Genomic DNA, 17,916 nt, shown 5'->3' on the forward strand with positions numbered 1-17,916 from the left:
GAGCCAGCCTTCGGCCTCTGCGGAAGGCGCCGACAAGGTGAGATTAGCGCAGGGATCGTCGGATCGCAACCATATCAATGAATGGATGCGGCAGTTTGCCTTCATCCCTGGCCAGCGCGCCGGCGCCGACTGGAATTTCGAGACACCGAGCACGGTGCCGCTCAACGTCACGCCATCGCTGATACAAATGCCGGGGGCGGCCAAGCGCGAGCTTTACGAATATCCGGCCCGCATCAGCGATGTGAAGGAAGCCGAACAGGCAGAGACCTTCCGCATGCAGGCGGTGGAGGCCGATCATGAGCGGGTGACGGGTAAGTCCAATGTCCGCTTTCTCGAAGCCGGCCGGCGCTTCACGCCCTATGAGGAGCCGCATCCCGAACATCAATACGAAGAGCATGTGATCACCAGCATCACCCACTGGGTGGTCGACCGCTCCTATGAGACGACGGAGAATGAACAGGAATATCGCAACGCGTTCGAAGCCATTCCCTCACGCGTGCCGCTGACGCCGCATCGCGACACCAAGCGTCCGCGCATCGAAGGCGCGCAGGTGGCGATTGTTGCAGGTCCCTCCGGTGAAGAGATCCACACGGATCAGTATGGCCGCATCAAGGTCTGGTATCCCTGGGACCGGCGCGCCAAGAAGGATGGTTCCGACACCTGCTGGATCCGCGTCAACCAAGCTTGGGGCGGTGGCACCTGGGGCGCACAGGTCATTCCCCGCATCGGCATGGAGGTGATGGTCTCGTTCGTTGATGGCGATCCGGACCGGCCTCTGGTCATTGGCGTCGTGCCCAATCCGAAGAACCCCGTGCCTTACGATCTTCCCGCCAACAAGACCCGAATGGTGCTGCGCTCCAACACCCACAAGGGCAGCGGCTTCAACGAGATGACCTTCGAAGATGAGAACGGCAAGGAGAACATGTTCTTCCATGCCCAGAAGGATCAGACCACTCGAGTGCGCAATGACCGCACCAAACGCATCGACCGGCATGAAGTGGCCTCCATCGGTGGCAACCGTGCCGTGGAAGTCGCTGGTAACCAGAAGCATGAAATCGGCGGCTCGGTGAACACCGTCGTTGGCGGCACGGGACCGATGGCGATGGCTCTCATGGGTGCAGTCCAGGGGATTTCTGGCCACACTGCGGGCCTTCTTGCTCAAGCTGGCCAGATTGCGGGCGGTGGCGGTCCTGGTCTGGCAAGCTTTGCCACAACGTTGGCATCGTCTGCGCTAGGCTTCCTTGGTGCGGGTGGTTTGATGGCTCGCGAAGGTGTGGTGGATGGCTCAAATCCCCGTACCGACGCTGGTACCGCTCTTGCAGGGTCCGGGACAGGCGTTGGTGATGACGCTGCTGGTCTCTTTCCGATGCCCGGCATCATGAACACCATCGTCGGTGCCTTCAAATCCGATACGATCGGCGTGGCACGCGCCGAGCAGATCGGTGTCAGTAAGGTTACCAATGTCGGACAGACTTCGCTTGAAAGCGTCGGCAAGTTCAAGAAGATCGCCGTCGGCGAAGAATTCGTCATCGAGTGCGGGGATTCCAAGTTCATCATGAAGTCGAACGGGGAAGTGATCATCCTTGGCAAGACGTTCAATTTCGTGGCGACGGACCACTTCCAGCTGCGCGGCACCCCAATTGATCTGAACTGAGGAGAGGCAGGTGGAACTGATCAACCGCCTCCCGTTCCCGGCCATGGCGTTCAGGCAATTCGATGCCGAAGGCAACCTGGATTGCATCGTCTCGATGCGTGGAACCTTCCTGCATGTTCAGGATGACATGCTTGACATCGCCCCTCAGCAGGAGAGCTTTCAATGGGAAGATGCCTATGAAGGCGACCCCCACGCCAGCGTCATGCTGCGGCAATCCGATCTGACGCCTGACAAGCCGGGCACCGACGTCACCTTCCTTGGAAACGCCCATGCTCCTGATGGCAAGCCTGCCACGTCGTGGCAATCGAGCCTTCGCGTCGGCTCCGTCTCCAAGACCGTTGAGGTGCATGGTGAGCGCTACTGGCAGCCCAAAATTCGGGAGAAGTGGGCGGGTTTTTCCGCCAAGGAACCCAAGCGGGTCATCAAAGATTGGGAATTGACGCAAGCACAGCCGACAGACATGGTGCCACTATGTTGGTCGAAAGCTTTTGGCGGCTCGATCCCAGGTACAGGCGATCCGGAAAAGGACACTCCTGTGGACGTCGAGCGCCGTAATCCGCTCGGCTGCGGTATTGTCAACTTGGATATGGCCCATGATGTCGGACCTGTTCCAGCGCCGCAGATCACCCACGTCGGCCAGAGCCTGGACTGGCGCGAGCGATACGAGCCGCAAGGGTTCGGATTTGTCTCTCCCTGGTGGAGATCACGACAGCAATATGCTGGCACCTATGACGAAGCCTGGCTGAATGAGCGGCACCCGCTTCTTCCGCGCGATTTCGATCCTCGGTTTTGGCAATGCGCTCATCCCGATCTGATCGCAACACCACACCTTACCGGAGACGAGGCCTACCAACTCGATCATCTTCATCCGCGCTTTGCCCAAGCACGAGGCCGCCTGCCTGGACTGACATTCGGGGTCCACTGTCAGCGCGAAGATCGTGATGATTGGCAGGTTCTCAAGCTCGACGGTGTGCATTTCGACTGGCGCTCGAAGGAAACCGTCATGCTGACCTGGCGGGTTCGATTCCCCCTTCCAGACGCTGGCGAAACGACGCTCACGTTGACTCGTGTTCGCGTGAAAGCCACGCCTGAAGCGTCCGTAGCTTCACCCGCCAGCCAAGCCACGGAGGACGCATGAGTATTCCCCGCGACCCTTATCTCGGTGAACCTGGCTATCCGGAGCCATGGACCACGAAGCAACCGCGTGAAGGCCTTCGCGATCTCGACGAAGCCAAAATCGTCTCGCTGTCCCCGGATGTGTGTTGGACGCCTTGCGGATCGTCGGTCGTTGCTGTCCCCTACCCCATCGTCGATTTCTGCGGACATGACGAAGGCTATACCTCCTCGGTTCGCTTCACGGGCAAGAAGGCCATGGTCATGCGGTCCCGCACGGCCCATGTGCACAACGACAAGCCTGGCACCAAAAAGGGTGTGAAGTCTGGAACGGTCGGTGACGTTTGCGAACCGGTTGGACACGCTGACCAGGTTCGAGCAGAGGGGTCTCACGTCATTCGTCATCTCGACCGGTTCAAGATGAACAAGGGCAACACCGATGGTGAAGCGCTGTTTGTGCGCGACACCTCGACCTATGCCCCTCCTGTCAATGATGATCCGGTTCCTGGGTCGTTGCGCGCTGTTGAAGTGGCCGATGCGTCTGATCCAAAGAAGACGGCGACCGATGCTGGCGGGTCAGGGGGGGCCACCCTTGGCTTCCTCGCTCCCGCAGCAGCACGTGCTATTACCGCAGCTGGCGGAAGCGGCGTCGCGACAGGTGGTGGAGCGGCTGCAGCGACTGGCGGATCAACAGCAGGTGGAGCTGCTGCGGCAGGAGCTGGTGTTGGCTTGGGAACTGTGCTGGCTGGCATAGGTGTATTTGCCGTTGGTATGCTGTTTCCGACCAACAAATCCAATTTTTCAGACTTCGTTCCACAGGATGAATTTGAGCGGCAGAAAATTTCGGATGCACAAAAACGGATCACCAACTTGCCGTTTTGGGACAGTGGCTCCTCGGTCCGCGACGACACAATCGCGGAACTCCTTCGTAGAAGGCAGACAGTGCCAAAACCTCAAGTCGCTCCACTCCCCCAGTCCGAAACTGTTCGGATTGCAGAGCGGGATGAATATCGCAAAAAATGTCAGGTTGATCGCTACGCCAAGATGAAAAACATCTGCGGTCAATATAGCATGCAGGCACATCATATTGTGCCGGATTGGACTTTGCGATACGACCGGCGACGAGCATCAGATGCGAGAATACCAAACATGCCCAGTTTGGATGATGGCATGAGCATTTGTGTTTTGGGGAACGCCTCCACGGACGGCACCGAGCATAATCAAGGACATGCTGCAGACGACACTATACAAACGGTAGGCGAGCGGTCTAATCCGAAATATACTGCAACACTTAATCAGGTTAAAGTAATTTCCATAGCCGCAATGATAAAAGTACGGCCTGATTGCGCTAAGCAAATTGTCGAAGCCGTCAATAAGCAGTTCGCAGGGAACAACCCCAATCAGCTTCTGAGAGCCAAAAGACTTCCCCCGTTACCAAACGAAACAGTCAAGGCGCTTAAAAGTGGCGCTATTCGCTCGCTTCCTTAAAGGAGTTATATTGTGATCGCATTCACACGTGCCGCCGCGTCGTCCCCTGACACCCTGATGGTTTCTGCGGTTTTGGATGAAGAACATAACGATGAAGCTATTTATGAAGCTGCAGCGAGGGTGTTCCAATACGAACACAAAAACGATCCGGATCGACGGTGGTATTTTGATGATCTTGATCTGAGCGTGCAGAGCATTGCTTATATAAATGACACTCAGATATCTCCCCCTTCGTCACATTTCTCGCTTCTAGGAGCGGAAGGTGATGTTTGTCATATAGTGAAACCAAGCCATAGTGTCGAACGCATCAAAGGTGCTGGCACAGCTTATCCAGAATCCAAATTTTACGGAAAAGTTTTTAAGCTTATCCAGATCGAAGACCGTTTATACGTCTGTGGAAGTGGCGGTCAAATATACGTCCGCCGGAAATACGACAGTTGGGGATTGCTGACTGATGCGGTAATATTTGATCCTGATGCTCATGTTAAACTGATGGAAAACGCTCCAAACACCGAAGACCCCGGTTTTTTGGAATGGCTTTTAAAAACACAAGAAGAAGAGCCAAGAAACTTGTTTTTTAACGACGTGAAAGGCCTCAGTAAAAATGAAATATATCTGTGCGGGGAAGAAGGGGTAAAACCTGTCCTCTGTTACTGGGATGGGTCAAAAATTCACGAAATTAACGTCTATCTACCTGAGGCAGCGCTAACTGGTATCTATATCGAGAACTCTGACAGTGTGTGGGTCTGCGGGCGTGAGGGAGTTCTTCTGCACGGCAGCTACGCAAGGGGATTTGCTCCTGTCAGTCTAAATACTCAGCTCAATTTGTTTCACATGATAACGCCCTATCGCGGCAAACTGGTTATGCCTGCCAGTGTGCGCCCCGGTGGCCTGTACGAGTATGATCCCAAAACGGGTGACTTTGGAAAGTTCGATCCGCCTCTGCCTCGCCTCCGCAGCCGAGATGATCCAAAGTCCATTGATGGTGGACCTTTCTTCGCGCAAGCGGTCGGAGACGTCCTATGGGTTGTCGCGTCAAAAGATATTTTCAGGTTCGATGGCAAGGAGTGGGAGCGGATTGATCATCCCGATCTGTGAGTAGGCTGCTCGCCGAGACCGTAATGCTGTGGTATCTGCTGCTCAACATCCGGTGGTTGGCTACGAGTTTCCAGTTCAAAAGTCCTGTCGGATTTCGACCGGAAAGTGAAATGACGAATAGCAAGAATGAAAGACCTCCTGGGAATGTCTCGTCAATGCAGTCAGATCAGGGTCATGGAGGCTGTTTTCACGATGAGGCCATGTACACCATCAATCGGATAGAAACGAGCCGACATCGTCAAAATGCTTGGCTGGTCCATTTAACCAGTGCTGGAAAGACAGCTCGGCGTATGGCCGAAGAAGAGCGCATCCGAATGGTGCTCGCCGTCGAAAACGGCCAAGACCCGGCCCTGCGCCGTCGACAAGCTGTTCAGTTGCACAGGAAGTTCTCGACAGACGACACATCTGACTGACTGGCACTGGCGAGACTGGTCGCGATGTCGAACACTAGCGGAATTTTTTCACTGTGATCACCTCGACCTGGTTCTTCCCATTAATTATCTTTCACGAGTAAGGAGCAACTTCGCCCTTGAAAGGCTATAGGTAGGATGCGCCAAGAAATCGCCTTCAGCGGAATCAAACCGGCGCCCCCTCAGTAGACCAGCTAAGCCCCTGAAATGAGATCGTTTTGGCGTAATCTAGTTTCCTAATATTTGCGCCAGAGGCCAGTTCGGCTCGGCCGGAGTGTTCCGGCCGCTTCTATAGCGATGTTGCCACTTGTGCTTTCGCAAGGTCGGCAATGGAGTGAAGATCGGCCGCAGGGAGCGAACCCACCAGGCTGAATCCCATTCCATTATTCGCCCAACTCCAACCTCTGACACTGGCATCCGAGTTCGCCACCATCGGTTTATCCTGATCGACCTGCATCCGCCGGGTCAACATGACAAGCCGACTTCCCTTGTCGTTGTCGTACATCAGCATGAGTCCTGGACCATGGGCGGTTGGGACCACGCGTCCACCCATCAGGCGATATCCGGACTTGCTCAAGTCCGGCAAAACGGTCAGCGCACCCAGAGTGTCGGAAGCGAGCTGCTTGAGACTGTCGGTCCCGTCAGCCCGAACCTCGACAGGACGGATCCTGTCCGAAGCAAAGACGCCGTAGCTGGCGGATGCTTCCTGCGCCAGAGCTGCAACGCCTTCTGTGGCGGGAATGGAAAGACCCTTAAGAGTCCAGCCCCCGGTCGCACCTATCGCGAGGATAATTGCCGCGGCCGCGGCCATCCGCCAAAACGACGGCGCTGTATTCGCTGCGCGGTTTGCAGCAATGTTCGCGAGATTAAGCCGGCTTGGTATTGGTTCCCTGGCGACGGGGTCCAATGATGCCCTCAGCATCAAGGATTGCCTCTCGTAGGCAGCAACTCGCATGGAAGCGTCGGGGTTGGTCAGGAGGTATTCGGCGACGTCGCCGCAACGTTCTGGAGATAGCGCCTTGTCGACATAGGCCTGCAAATCGTCTTCCGTTATGGGTTTCCTGGTCATTTGACCCTCCTGAGATGGGAACCGCCAACTCTAACGCCGGTCGGAGAGCTTTCGAGAAGTATACGTAACTGTTCACGCGCGCGAGATAATCTGGACATCACGGTACCAACAGGAACGGCGAGAATTTTCGCTGCCTCGACGTATGAAAGATCCTCGACCGATATAAGCAAGAGAACGCTTCGATGATCGGGTGGCAAAAGCTCGATCACCGACATGACTTCCTTGCCATAGACCGTTTGCTCTTGCGTAGCTTCGCTGGCCCCGCTCGCTTCAGGCATATCCTCGAGAGCCACCATATTTCCGCGGCGGGCCTTCTGTCGCAGGCGGTTCACGGCGAGATTGTGCAGGATTGCAAAGACCCAAGAGCGCGCGTTGTCGTCACGGCGGCGGCTCCAGTTCGCGACCACCCGCTCAAGGCAGTCCTGCACAATGTCGTCGGAGGCCTCGACGTCTCCAAGAAGACCTCGAGCGTAGCGACGGAGCGCCGGAATCATCGGCTCCACTTGCAACAGCATGTCGTCCATCAGCGATCTCCAGATGGGCGACCCGCATAGCACGCGGATCGCCTTGTAAGCTACTATTCGGCTTGGACCTGCACGACGTCGCCAGGCTTGTCATCGACCGAGGATGCGACGACCAGATACTGGCGCTCGTCCTTGCGCTTGGACTCGACGATCTGCCTGATGGGGCCGACCGCGTTGACGATCGCCGAGCCTGCCGGGTTCGTCATGAAGTTCGACAGACCCTGTAGTGGACCTGAGCCATCCGGCTTGCCGGACAAAGCCAGGACGTATGGCTTCTTCGGATCGAGCCCAGTCACGGAAGCCTGGAGGACCTGCGTCAGTCCCTGGTCAAACAGCGTGACTGTGGATGGCGTATCCTTTGATCCTTTATGACCTTTGGCGGCAAGTTTCAGATGAGCTGCCTCGCCTGCCTTGCCGAGCGGCACCAGATTTGCCAGGCCATCGCCTTCCGGCACGGCGTTCGGGACATAGGCGACTGCCTGCGGCGCCTGACCAATCGGAATGTTGGCGATGACCTTGTTGGTAAGCGTGTCGATGACCGCGAACTGATCCGCATTTTCCAGTCCGACATAGACGCGGGTGCCGTCGCCCGATGGCCAGATGCCGTGCGGTAGGTTACCGACCGGAATGGTCGCGACCTGCTCAAAGGTGTCGGTACGGAAAACCTTCACCTCGTTCAGTCCTCCGATAGTCACATAGGCGAAGTTCCCCTTCTTGTTGGTGACGAGATTGACGTGGTTGGTTATTGGGCCGGTATCGAGCGTCTTGATCAGGTCGAAGGGTGCCTGCGCGTTGAAGACCTGCGTCTTGCCGACATCCTTTAGCGTGAACCAAACCTGCTTGCCATCGGCAGAGGCGGCAATGTTCGGGCAGAATGGGCTTTCCTGCTTCACATGACCGACGATCTGATGGTCGGCGACGGACACCACGACCGTTTCCGGATTGAAAGAGGAGCAAATGTAGCCGTATTTCCCATCGGGCGAGAAAATCTGCATGCCGGGACCGGAGGGCACCTTGATCTGTGCCTTCTCCAGGAATGTCGAGGCGTCGATGACCGAGATATAGTCCTCACCGCGAACTGTCACCCAAACTTCCTTGCCGTCGGGGGTGAAGAATGCCTCATGCGGCGACCGCCCCACATAAGTCGTGTGCTTCACTACATTCGTGGCGGTGTCGATAAAGGTCACGGAATTGGAGCCGATGGAGACGACCGCAAGCGTCTTGTGGTCTGGAGAGAACCCCATCCCATGAACCAGGACCTGACCCTTGTAAAGCGGACTGAGGTTTCCGGGCTGCGGATCTCCGAGCTTGATGACGCCGAGCAGCTTGTTGGTCGAGGGGTCGCTTACGGACACGGTGTTCGAAAACTGCTCTGCCGCATAGACGCGGTCCTTCCCGCTGACTGGGATGTCCGGATCGGAAGAGGCTCCGGGAGCCTGGCCAGCGAAGACCGAAATGGGCGCAAGGATGCTGCCCGCCAACAGAGTGGCGGCGATGGATGCTCGGATATTCATGTTGATTGCCTCTTCAGTTACATTTTCATGCTCGGGTCCATGCCTTTCATGGACGCTGCTGGGCCAGTACTCGGTGTCACCTGGGTGGGGACAGCTTCGGACGGGGGGAGTGGATCGCCGATCGCGAGCTTCATCGCCGCTATCTCTTGTTGCTGATCCACAATGATTTCCTGCGCAATGCGCTTTAGCTGCTCGTTCTTGCCGTACTTCAGCACGGCCAGAGCCATGTCGATCGCGCCCTGATGATGCGGCGTCATCATCGCGACGAAGTCGCGGTCGACGTCGCCGCTGGGTTTGACCTCCATATCAGCCATCATTTTATCCATCGCGGCATTGTTCTGATCGAGGTAGGCCTTCTCCGAAGAGAGATCAGAGGTGGCATTTCCGTTCGCAGGCACAGGCGCTGTGATATCGGCAGCACGGGAAATCGAAGGGCCAAAAGCGAGCAGCCCCAGAACTGCACATGTGGCGGTCAGGTGCGGGATCGGTAGGTTCATCGTCGTTTCCTTTGTTGGTTCATGTTGGTAGACAACGGCAGCGACGATCTATTCCAAAGACATCGGAAATCTTTTCAGGAGGGGTCCTGGAGCCCGAATGAAGCGACCAGCGCAATCGCAGAAATGCCAAGCACTATCTTCGCCGACGTTCCTATGAGCAGCCAGTATCTGGACGGAACGGGGATCGGTTCTCAGCCTCGGCACGACCATGTACCGGTCGGTCAAGGCGATGCCGGTCATCGAGAAGCCGGCGCACACCTTCACGATCAGCTAGCCCGAGCGTGGGCAACGGGCTGTGCATGGGCGACTTGCACAAGGCTACTGGCATCCGCAGGTCTGCTCTTTCCCAGCATCTCCCTATATGGCGCATGGCCGACCTTGTAGAAACGCGTCGCCAAGCACAGACCGCTCTTGATATGGGTTCGCAGGCCGGTCTCGCCCTACCTTTGTCCAAGAGCGCGGCAAGCGGTGGAGATACCGTCTCGCCTAGTTCGAGCGTTTGCTCAAGGATCGTCAGCTTTTGTTCGATTGTCCACCGCCTGCGGCGCACATGACCCTTTAGCAGTTCATGTGTCGCTACGCGTTAGACATAGGGCTGTGCTTGAGCCTTTCTGCTTATGCCGATTGTCCAATCGAAAAGGAGACCAGTTCATTCATCGATCTCTGTGGCTGTCGGTTACCCGCTGTCTTAGTCGGTCCAGGTGGTATCGCATGGCAAGTTCGGCGCTTTGAACGTCTCGCCGCTCGATTGCCTGGAAGATCGCGTAGTGTTCGTCGAACACCCGCCTAGCGCGTTCTGGAGTACCTTCGCGCGTTAGGCTCAGCGCCACAGTCATTCCGCGCTCGATAAGATCGTTTAATGTCTGAAGGACTTGCGGGAAGAGGACGTTACCGCTCGCGGCCGCGACCGCGTAATGGAAAGCAAAGTCTGCGGACACTGGCAGATTGCCGGTCTTCATCTCTGCCTCAATGGCACTCAGGGCGTTTTCAATATCTTTCAGTTCCGACGACGTGCGACGAAGGGCGGCCAAGGCGGCCGCTTGGCTTTCAACAGCCATTCTCAACTCCAGACAGCGTAACATTTCCGAGACATCGGAAGGTTCGGCGAAACGCGTGAGGCCTTCAGGGGGCCGCTTCTGCACGAAGGTGCCAGCGCCTTGGCGAGATGCAACCAACCCGTCAGCTTGTAAACGTACGAGAGCTTGACGGACAACCGGACGCGATACGTTGAACGACTGGCACATTTGATTTTCAGACGGCAGCCGATCACCTTCACGCAAAACCCCGGATACGATCTGTTGCAGGATCTGCCCGTAAAGCTTGTCTCCCAAACGTTCTTTTTTCTGTGGAGTGAACATCAAAGCTGCCACCTATTTCCCCATTTGCGTCCGGATCGATGCCGGAACGATAAATCCGCGGCACCCTTGACTTGTTCGGAAACTTGTAAATATAAATTACATGTTAGCCATTCGCCGCACATCATTAGATGGAAGAACAACATGAACCAAGTCAACACGTCATTGAGAAAAGCGCTTTGCGGCGTCTCCGGTATTCTCGTCACGCCGTTCGATGCCGACGACCATATAGCTCCGCAGCATTTGACGCCGATTGTAGATCGGGCCGTCGCCGCCGGTGTCGGCACCTTGGTTTCGAATGGCAATACCGGGGAATTCTACTGCCTGACGACCGCTGAGGCCGAGGCGATGGTGCACGCGACCGCCGAGATCGTCGACGGCCGTCTGCCGCTTGTCGCCGGTGTAGGCCGCGGCATCCAGGATGCGCTGACGCTGGCCAAAGCGTCGCGCATAGCTGGTGCTTCCGCACTAATGGTGCACCAGCCGCCGGATCCATTTGTTTCTCCCCGCGGCGTCGTCGCCTATGTGGCAAGGATAGCAGAAGAGGGTCAAGATCTTCCGGTTATCCTCTATCTCCGCGATGATGAGATAGGACCAGATGCCATCGCGGCACTGTGCGCGATCCCGAACGTGATCGGCGTCAAATGGGCGTCAGCGTCTCCGCTCCGCCTTGGCAACGCAATACAGGCGAACGATCCATCCATCGTCTGGGTTGGTGGGCTAGCGGAAATCTGGGCGCCGGCATTTTATGCCGTCGGCGCACGCGGCTTCACCTCCGGATTGATCAACGTCTGGCCTGAACGATCCGTCGCCATCAACACCGCCCTGGAAAATGGCGACTTCAGCGGCGCCAATGCGCTGATCCGCGGCATGTCGGCCTTCGAGGCGTTGCGAGCCGAGGAGCGCAACGGCGCGAACGTCTCTGTCGTCAAGGCTGCACTGAAGCTGCTCGGACAGGATTGTGGACCGCCACGCGTTCCCGCGGCCTGGCCCCTGACGGCAGAGGCGAACCGCAGGCTTTCGGCGCTTCTGTCGGAATGGCCGGTTCCGCAGTCTGTCGCTCAGGCAGGCTGACGACAGACTGTCGTCGAGATAGATTGGGAGGAGCTCCATATGAAAATCGAACACGTGCATGCTTTCATGTCCAGGGACAAGGACCGCCCACGCGTCCTCTTGTCCATTCGCACGGATGACGGGATTACCGGATGGGGCGAATGCTACAACCACGGCCCAGACCGAGCGCTCATTCCCATACTAGAGTACCTTTCAACGTTCATTGCCGGCCATGATCCGCGTCGTATCGAATATATCATCCAGCTGCTGATGCAGCAGACGCGATTTCCGCCGGGCGCCTTGGGGCTGGCGGCAATTTCCGCCATCGACCATTGCCTCTGGGACATCTCTGCTAAGGCATTGAACGTGCCGGTATACATGCTGCTCGGCGGCCATGCGCGTGATCGGATCAAGGTCTATGCCGGCGTCTATACGGCGCCCGATCCCGACCATGCCCGCGACGAGATGGCAGCTCTTCACGAAGGCTGGGGCTTTTCCGCCTTCAAGCTCAGCCCCTACCGGATCGACATCCATGCCAATCGCTGGGGTGAAGTGGTACGCACAAGCGCCGAATATTTTCGCGAGCTGCGTGAGACCGTCGATAGCACTTTCGAAATTGCCTTCGATGCCCACGCCAAGATTTTTGAACCGCGCCAGGCCGTCCAGCTCGGCAACGCCCTTGCTCCATACGATCCGCTTTTCTTCGAGGAGCCGATCCGGCCGGAGAACTTCGAGGCCTGGGGGGAGCTGCACCGGGGGCTTAAATGTACGCTGGCGACCGGTGAATCGCTCTACAGCCGGTTTGAGTTCCTGCGTCTGCTGCAAGTGCGCGGCTGCGATATCATTCAGCCTGACATCTGCGTTGTCGGCGGCCTCCTAGAGATGCGCAAGATTGCCGCTATCGCAGAGGCTCATTATGTCACGGTCGCGCCCCACAATCCGATGGGGCCGCTGGCCACCGCCGTGAATTTGCACTTCAGCGCATCCCAGCCGAATTTCCGCATTCTCGAATACCGGCTACCGAACGAGAAGGCGGCAGCCAATGGCGCAAGGGTGCTGCGCGGCCAGACCATGGGCGACGCCCATTATGTCGTAGACCCCTATCTCCCCAAGAACGGCCACCTCGAGCTGCGGCCGGACCGCCCCGGCTGGGGTGTCGAAATCGACGAAGACTATCTGAAAACCGACCGCTATGTGCATTGGGAGCGCAAGGTCCCAAGCCGGCCGGATGGGTCGACAGCCTATATGTGACATAAAATTCACGAGCGATCTTCCGGGAGAGAAGATCGTCAACGCCCTAGATCAGGGCCGTTTTGGGAGAGAACCACCATGACACCGAGCGAGCCAGGCAGAGCCGGCTACCAACGATTCATCGTCCTTGCGCTGATTACCATCGTCCTCGCGCTGAGTACCGGAGACCGGGCGACGCTGTCTGTGGCTGGGCCGGGGATTGCGCGCGACCTGGGGATTACGCCGGTCAACATGGGCTGGCTGTTCTCGGCCTTCTCCTGGAGCTATTTTCTCTCGCAGGTACCGTCCGGCTGGCTGGTCGACCGGACCGGCGCGAAGGCTGCGATCTTGGTGTCGCTGGCCGGATGGTCGACAACGGTGTTTCTGGTCAGCGGTATCGGCTGGATCGCTTTTCCGGTTGTCACCCTATTCATCCTGCGCCTTGTCCTCGGACTGCTTGAAGGACCGGTTGCCCCAGCCTCGGCGCGCATCATAGCAGCTTGGTTCCCATCCGACGAACGCGGCGTCGCCGGCGCCATCTTCAATTCCGCGCAGTACCTCGCGCTGGCCGTCTTCACGCCGCTGATGGGCGCTCTCTACCACTATTTCGGTTGGGAATCGATCTTCTCGGTTATGGGCGGTCTGGGCCTTGTCCTCGCCATCGTCTGGAGCCTGACATATTTCGCACCAAGCCAACACCCGCGAGTCTCACAGTCCGAACTAGACTACATCAGGTCGCGGGGCGCATTGACCGATGTCGGTGCGAAACCCGCCCCCGATGCGCCGCCGCCGCTTGCGACCCGTCACGCCATCAAACAGATTTTGACAAACCGGATGCTTGTCGGGATCTTCCTGGCGCAGTATTGCATCGCTTCGCTCTCGACCTTCTTTATCTCCTGGTTTCCAAGCTACCTCGTCGAAGCGCGGCATTTTTCGATGCTTCAGGCTGGGTTTGTCGCATCGCTGCCGGCCATCTTTGGCTGTATCGGCGGCGTAACGACGGGCTTCTTTTCCGATTGGCTGCTTCGCCGGACCGGGTCGCTGAGCCTGGCCCGAAAGATACCAATCACACTTGGGCTAGGGCTGAGTGCGAGCATCATCCTCTGCAATTACACCGAGACGAATTACATCGTCGTGGCGATCATGTGCGCAGCCTTCTTCGGGAAAGGGTTTGGTGCGCTCGGGTGGACAGTCGTGGCAGACACGGCGCCAAAGGAAGCCATCGGACTGACTGGTGGCCTCTTTAACGCTTCGGGCAGTGTTGGCGGAATCATCACGCCCGTTGCCATCGGTTACATTATCCAAGGCACAGGCTCGTTTCACGGCGCCCTCGTCTATGTTGGACTCCATGTCATCTGCGCCGTGGTCAGTTACTGGCTGCTGGTCGGGCCGATTGAGCGCTTCACGCTTTCGCCTGCGCCGGTAGAAACCGACGTGAGAAAAGCGGCGCCATTGGCCGACGTCGGATAAAGCTTTGGGATAATCAGGTTGATTTTGCCGGCTCCCATCGTGTCCGAATGAAGCGTGTTCCCAAGTGAGTTGCGTTGAAAAGATCTGAGCCGGTCGCTCGGTAACTAGGTGACATTGATTATCGTAATTTTGGCAACATGCTCCGCTCCGGAATGACCGATATCGGGCCGGAAGCGGACGGTCAGATGTGAAGTTGGCAAAAGGCCCAAGCAGAAGAACATCCACCCGCAACCATTTGTAATTTTGGCAGGGCGTCCGGATAGCATCCCGACGCGGCCAGCCGACTATCCGACCACCTGCCCCCCGATTGACTGCCTGAGCTTGCGCATGTCACGGACCGGCGGCGCCCCGAATTGCCGTAGGTATTCTCGGCTAAACTGAGAGGCACTTTCATAGCCCACCGCATAGGCGACATCAGAGGCACTCCGCTCGCCCGCGAGCAACAATTGGCGTGCCTCCTGAAGGCGTAGCATTTTCTGATATTGGATCGGGCTCAATCCGGTCAGCGCAACGAAATGACGATGAAGGCTCGCGCGGTTCATGCCGGTGGCATCGCACAGCGCCTCGATCCTCAGTCGGGTGTTGCCGTGGTCCCGAATCCACTCAACAGCGCGGCGAATTCGACCAAGCGCCCCTTCCGGTTGAGCAATGTGGCGCAACAGGCGGCCCTTCGGACCTTGTAAGAGACGATAAAGTAATTCGCGTTCAGCCATCGGAGCAAGCGCGGGAATGTCTTCAGGCGTGTCAAGGAGTGCCAGCATACGCAGCAGTGTGTCACGTAGCGGAGCGGTCATCGGGTTGATCGCGATGCCACTTGTGGGCGTTTCCGCATCACGCGTGACCGGCATCGTCGAGGCGACCTCGGCAAGCAGCGCCGGATCAAGGACGAGCGAGATCGCCACATAGGGACTGCCGTCGTCGGCGTCATGGATCTGACCGCTTAAGGGAAGATCGAGTGCGCTGACCAGGTACTGAGATGCGTCATACCGGAGTAGGTCATCGTGGATCGCAACGTCCTTCGATCCCTGCAATATGAAGCAAATCATTGAGCGATAGAGACATGGCGACGTCCCTGACGTCGCCTGTCCAACGTTGATTTCGAGGCGCGGGATTAGTGTCTGGGTGATGCCGATCCGCCCGTGCCGGAGTGCGGCATCACGATGCGGCTGAAGGTTGTTTGTCATGCCAAAGAATATGACACGTTTCCTCACGTCTGCAAGGTCCTGAGACAATCAGGCAAGACTTTGAGAGCATCAGACGGCGCCTGGACTGCGCCAATCCTCTATCTGATCTGCAGCGGACGGACCGTTCTGAGGCCCGCCCTTCAGAAGATCAGACCGGAAGGAACCTAAATCATGTCTCAAAAAATCGTCCTTATCACCGGAGCCAGCCGCGGGCTGGGCCGCAGCATGGCGTTGACTCTCGCAAAACGTGGTGTGGGCGTTATCGGCACTTACCGAAACGGCGCTGCCGAGGCCGACACATTGGTGAACGAAATCGAGGCCTCGGGCGGCAAGGCCATGATGCTGGCGCTTGATGTGACCGTCGCGGACAGCTTTCCGGCCTTTGCTGAGCGCGTCGCGAATACCCTCAAGATTACATTCGGCGCAGAGCGGTTCGACTATCTGGTGAACAACGCGGGCGAAGGCGTCTATGCGATGGTCGCTGACGCGACCGAGGCGCAGTTCGACCAAATGGTCGACATGCATATACGCGGCCCGGTGTTCCTGACACAGAAGCTCCTGCCGCTCATCAACGACGGCGGCCGCATCCTCAACGTCTCCTCCGGCTTTGTGCGGGTCACCATGGCAGGCTACGGCCTGTATGCCGCCGCCAAGGCGGCAATCCAGACCCTCACCAAATTCATGGCGGTCGAACTCGGCGCACGCCAGATCCGTGTCAATGCAATCGCGCCCGGCGCAATCGCAACCGATTTCGGCGGTGGTGGCGTGCGCGATGACGAGCACATCAACGCCTATGTCGCCGGCACTATAGCGCTAGGCCGCGTTGGCCAGCCCGACGATATCGGCGCAGCAGTGGCCGCAATCCTGTCAGACGATCTGAGCTGGGCCAACGGCACGACATTCGACGTCTCCGGCGGCCAATCGATCTGACGCCTCATCATTGGAGATATGTCATGACTAACAATAGCCTCACTCTCATTAGCCATCCCCTTTGCCCATTTGTCCAACGCGCCGCGATCGTCCTCCTCGAGAAAGGCGTCGTGTTCGAACGGATCAATGTCGACCTTTCGGCCAAACCTGACTGGTTTCTGGCACTGTCGCCGACCGGCAGGGTGCCGGTAATGAAGGTAAGCCAGCCGATCGGAGAGGATGCAATCCTCTTCGAAAGCGTGGTCATCTGCGAATATCTCAACGAGACCCAAGGCGGCGCGGCAATGTATCCCGACGACGCACTGTCGCGGGCCCGGCACCGCGCCTGGATCGAATTTGCGACGCAGACCATGGCTGAAGGCTGGCAGTTCCTCCACGCCAAGGACACCGCGACCGCCGACGACAAGCGAGCCGCGTTTCGTGATCGCTTGGCCAAGCTTGAGGCGGAGTTGGGCGACGGGCCATACTTTGCCGGAGCCGACTTTGGACTGGTGGATGCTGTCTACGCACCGCTGTTTCGCTACTTCGGAATCCTCGACGCAGCAATATCCGCCCCGATATTCGACGGCCTGCCACGCGTGACCGCATGGCGCGCCGCGCTCGCCAACCGACCCAGCGTCAAGGACGCCGTGCTCGACACCTACCCCCAACTCTTCCGCGAACACCTGCGCCAGCAGGGTGCGATGATCGCTGCCTGAATCTCAACAGTAAACAAACGGAACAATCATATGACCGAACCAAGCAAAAGCGCTCTCATCCTCATCGAATATGTCAACGACTGGCTGTCGCCGACCGGCGGCATCTACCCTATGTTCCAGGACCGAGAGCAGCTCGATACGGCAGTTGCCAATTCGAAGATCATCTTGGATGAGGCCCGACGTCGCGGCATGCACGTCGTCCATGCCTCGCTGAAATTCGAGCCGACATACAAGGTCCTCGGCGAGGGCAAGTATGGCCTTCGCTCAATGATGCGCACCTATGGCTCGTTCCTCGGAGAGCTGGCAGACTTCTACCCCGGCTTCGAGCCTGCCGAAGGAGAGTTCGTCGTACGCGAACGTGGCGGTGGGAGCAGTGTCTTCGTCGGCACGACGCTCGACAGCTATCTGCGCAACAACGGCATATTCGACATCTATCTGGCTGGCTTTTCGCTGCGCCAGTGCGTCGAGTCCTCGATGCGCAATGCGCACGACCTCGGCTACCACACGAACATCATCTACGACGCATCGGCGGGATACACCCGCAAACAGCAGGACGACTTCGTGGCAGAGATCGCACCATTCTACGCCAACGCTATCACAACGCAGAATTTCTTGACGCAGGCCTGATC

Annotated in this window: 17 protein-coding genes; 11 read left to right on the top strand and 6 right to left on the bottom strand. The window is 57.7% G+C overall.

Going from position 1 to position 17,916, the window contains the following annotated elements:
- The 5 genes from tssI to BJF91_RS24620 all read left to right on the top strand — a co-directional run.
- On the top strand, positions 1–1,654 hold a 1,654-nt coding region (tssI, locus tag BJF91_RS20780), incomplete at its 5' end, for a type VI secretion system tip protein TssI/VgrG (protein ID WP_075616464.1).
- 10 nt (positions 1,655–1,664) lie between these two features.
- Entirely contained in the window at positions 1,665–2,792 is a 1,128-nt protein-coding gene (locus BJF91_RS20785) for a DUF2169 family type VI secretion system accessory protein (protein ID WP_075616465.1), read from the top strand.
- Positions 2,789–4,255, top strand: a complete 1,467-nt coding sequence (locus BJF91_RS20790; RefSeq protein WP_075616466.1) for a DUF4150 domain-containing protein — start codon at positions 2,789–2,791, stop codon at positions 4,253–4,255. Before BJF91_RS20785 ends, BJF91_RS20790 begins: the two co-directional genes overlap by 4 nt.
- Positions 4,256–4,267: 12 nt before the next feature.
- Entirely contained in the window at positions 4,268–5,353 is a 1,086-nt protein-coding gene (locus BJF91_RS20795) for a hypothetical protein (RefSeq protein WP_139310806.1), read from the top strand.
- Between the two features lie 200 nt (positions 5,354–5,553).
- On the top strand, positions 5,554–5,766 hold the full coding sequence (locus tag BJF91_RS24620; protein ID WP_234801688.1) for a hypothetical protein: 213 nt from the start codon (positions 5,554–5,556) through the stop codon (positions 5,764–5,766).
- A gap of 286 nt (positions 5,767–6,052) precedes the next feature.
- Here the strand turns inward: BJF91_RS24620 and BJF91_RS20800 are convergent, their stop codons facing one another.
- From BJF91_RS20800 to BJF91_RS20820, 5 genes are all read right to left on the bottom strand, one after another.
- Positions 6,053–6,832, bottom strand: coding sequence for an anti-sigma factor family protein (locus BJF91_RS20800; RefSeq protein ID WP_075616468.1), 780 nt, complete (start codon positions 6,830–6,832; stop codon positions 6,053–6,055).
- Positions 6,829–7,356: an RNA polymerase sigma factor gene (locus tag BJF91_RS20805; RefSeq protein ID WP_075616469.1), complete on the bottom strand. Its 528-nt coding sequence runs from the start codon at positions 7,354–7,356 to the stop codon at positions 6,829–6,831. The genes BJF91_RS20800 and BJF91_RS20805 overlap by 4 nt, the downstream gene beginning before the upstream one ends.
- A 53-nt stretch (positions 7,357–7,409) precedes the next feature.
- Positions 7,410–8,870 (bottom strand): YncE family protein, encoded by a 1,461-nt coding sequence (locus BJF91_RS20810; protein ID WP_075616470.1) that lies wholly within the window; start codon positions 8,868–8,870, stop codon positions 7,410–7,412.
- Between the two features lie 17 nt (positions 8,871–8,887).
- The gene (locus BJF91_RS20815; RefSeq protein ID WP_075616471.1) at positions 8,888–9,367 is read right to left on the bottom strand and encodes a DUF305 domain-containing protein; all 480 of its coding nucleotides are present in this window, start codon (positions 9,365–9,367) and stop codon (positions 8,888–8,890) included.
- 653 nt (positions 9,368–10,020) lie between these two features.
- Positions 10,021–10,737, bottom strand: coding sequence for a FadR/GntR family transcriptional regulator (locus tag BJF91_RS20820; protein WP_234801689.1), 717 nt, complete (start codon positions 10,735–10,737; stop codon positions 10,021–10,023).
- Positions 10,738–10,866: 129 nt separating this feature from the next.
- On the opposite strand from BJF91_RS20820, the gene BJF91_RS20825 reads away from it, so the two are divergent.
- The 3 genes from BJF91_RS20825 (at position 10,867) to BJF91_RS20835 (ending at position 14,475) form a co-directional block, all read left to right on the top strand.
- Positions 10,867–11,796 carry a dihydrodipicolinate synthase family protein gene (locus BJF91_RS20825; protein ID WP_075616473.1) on the top strand — a complete coding sequence of 310 codons (930 nt, stop codon included), beginning with the start codon at positions 10,867–10,869 and terminating at the stop codon, positions 11,794–11,796.
- 39 nt (positions 11,797–11,835) lie between these two features.
- Complete coding sequence (locus BJF91_RS20830; RefSeq protein ID WP_075616474.1) at positions 11,836–13,026, top strand: mandelate racemase/muconate lactonizing enzyme family protein; 1,191 nt, start codon at positions 11,836–11,838, stop codon at positions 13,024–13,026.
- A gap of 78 nt (positions 13,027–13,104) precedes the next feature.
- Complete coding sequence (locus BJF91_RS20835) at positions 13,105–14,475, top strand: MFS transporter (protein ID WP_075616475.1); 1,371 nt, start codon at positions 13,105–13,107, stop codon at positions 14,473–14,475.
- A gap of 284 nt (positions 14,476–14,759) precedes the next feature.
- On the opposite strand, the gene BJF91_RS20840 is transcribed toward BJF91_RS20835, so the two are convergent.
- Positions 14,760–15,659: an AraC family transcriptional regulator gene (locus tag BJF91_RS20840; protein ID WP_075616476.1), complete on the bottom strand. Its 900-nt coding sequence runs from the start codon at positions 15,657–15,659 to the stop codon at positions 14,760–14,762.
- A 171-nt stretch (positions 15,660–15,830) separates the two neighbouring features.
- On the opposite strand from BJF91_RS20840, the gene BJF91_RS20845 reads away from it, so the two are divergent.
- Genes BJF91_RS20845 through BJF91_RS20855 form a run of 3 tightly spaced genes read left to right on the top strand, consistent with a single transcriptional unit; the run spans position 15,831 to position 17,914 of the window.
- Positions 15,831–16,589, top strand: coding sequence for an SDR family NAD(P)-dependent oxidoreductase (locus BJF91_RS20845; RefSeq protein ID WP_075616477.1), 759 nt, complete (start codon positions 15,831–15,833; stop codon positions 16,587–16,589).
- Positions 16,590–16,612: 23 nt separating this feature from the next.
- Positions 16,613–17,287: a glutathione S-transferase family protein gene (locus BJF91_RS20850; protein WP_075616478.1), complete on the top strand. Its 675-nt coding sequence runs from the start codon at positions 16,613–16,615 to the stop codon at positions 17,285–17,287.
- 30 nt (positions 17,288–17,317) lie between these two features.
- Positions 17,318–17,914, top strand: a complete 597-nt coding sequence (locus tag BJF91_RS20855; protein ID WP_075616479.1) for an isochorismatase family cysteine hydrolase — start codon at positions 17,318–17,320, stop codon at positions 17,912–17,914.
- The last annotated feature ends 2 nt before the right edge of the window (positions 17,915–17,916 follow it).

Source organism: Gillisella taibaishanensis (assembly GCF_001938985.1).
Taxonomy (GTDB): domain Bacteria; phylum Pseudomonadota; class Alphaproteobacteria; order Rhizobiales; family Rhizobiaceae; genus Allorhizobium; species Allorhizobium taibaishanense.

Excerpts from the sequence above, each read along its gene's own strand:
- BJF91_RS20790 (WP_075616466.1), top strand. The coding sequence starts at position 2,789 with ATGAGTATTCCCCGCGACCCTTATCTCGGTGAACCTGGCTATCCGGAG.
- BJF91_RS24620 (WP_234801688.1), top strand. The coding sequence starts at position 5,554 with ATGTACACCATCAATCGGATAGAAACGAGCCGACATCGTCAAAATGCT.
- BJF91_RS20800 (WP_075616468.1), bottom strand. The coding sequence starts at position 6,832 with ATGACCAGGAAACCCATAACGGAAGACGATTTGCAGGCCTATGTCGAC.
- BJF91_RS20805 (WP_075616469.1), bottom strand. The coding sequence starts at position 7,356 with ATGGACGACATGCTGTTGCAAGTGGAGCCGATGATTCCGGCGCTCCGT.
- BJF91_RS20810 (WP_075616470.1), bottom strand. The coding sequence starts at position 8,870 with ATGAATATCCGAGCATCCATCGCCGCCACTCTGTTGGCGGGCAGCATC.
- BJF91_RS20815 (WP_075616471.1), bottom strand. The coding sequence starts at position 9,367 with ATGAACCTACCGATCCCGCACCTGACCGCCACATGTGCAGTTCTGGGG.
- BJF91_RS20825 (WP_075616473.1), top strand. The coding sequence starts at position 10,867 with ATGAACCAAGTCAACACGTCATTGAGAAAAGCGCTTTGCGGCGTCTCC.
- BJF91_RS20830 (WP_075616474.1), top strand. The coding sequence starts at position 11,836 with ATGAAAATCGAACACGTGCATGCTTTCATGTCCAGGGACAAGGACCGC.
- BJF91_RS20835 (WP_075616475.1), top strand. The coding sequence starts at position 13,105 with ATGACACCGAGCGAGCCAGGCAGAGCCGGCTACCAACGATTCATCGTC.
- BJF91_RS20840 (WP_075616476.1), bottom strand. The coding sequence starts at position 15,659 with ATGACAAACAACCTTCAGCCGCATCGTGATGCCGCACTCCGGCACGGG.
- BJF91_RS20845 (WP_075616477.1), top strand. The coding sequence starts at position 15,831 with ATGTCTCAAAAAATCGTCCTTATCACCGGAGCCAGCCGCGGGCTGGGC.
- BJF91_RS20850 (WP_075616478.1), top strand. The coding sequence starts at position 16,613 with ATGACTAACAATAGCCTCACTCTCATTAGCCATCCCCTTTGCCCATTT.
- BJF91_RS20855 (WP_075616479.1), top strand. The coding sequence starts at position 17,318 with ATGACCGAACCAAGCAAAAGCGCTCTCATCCTCATCGAATATGTCAAC.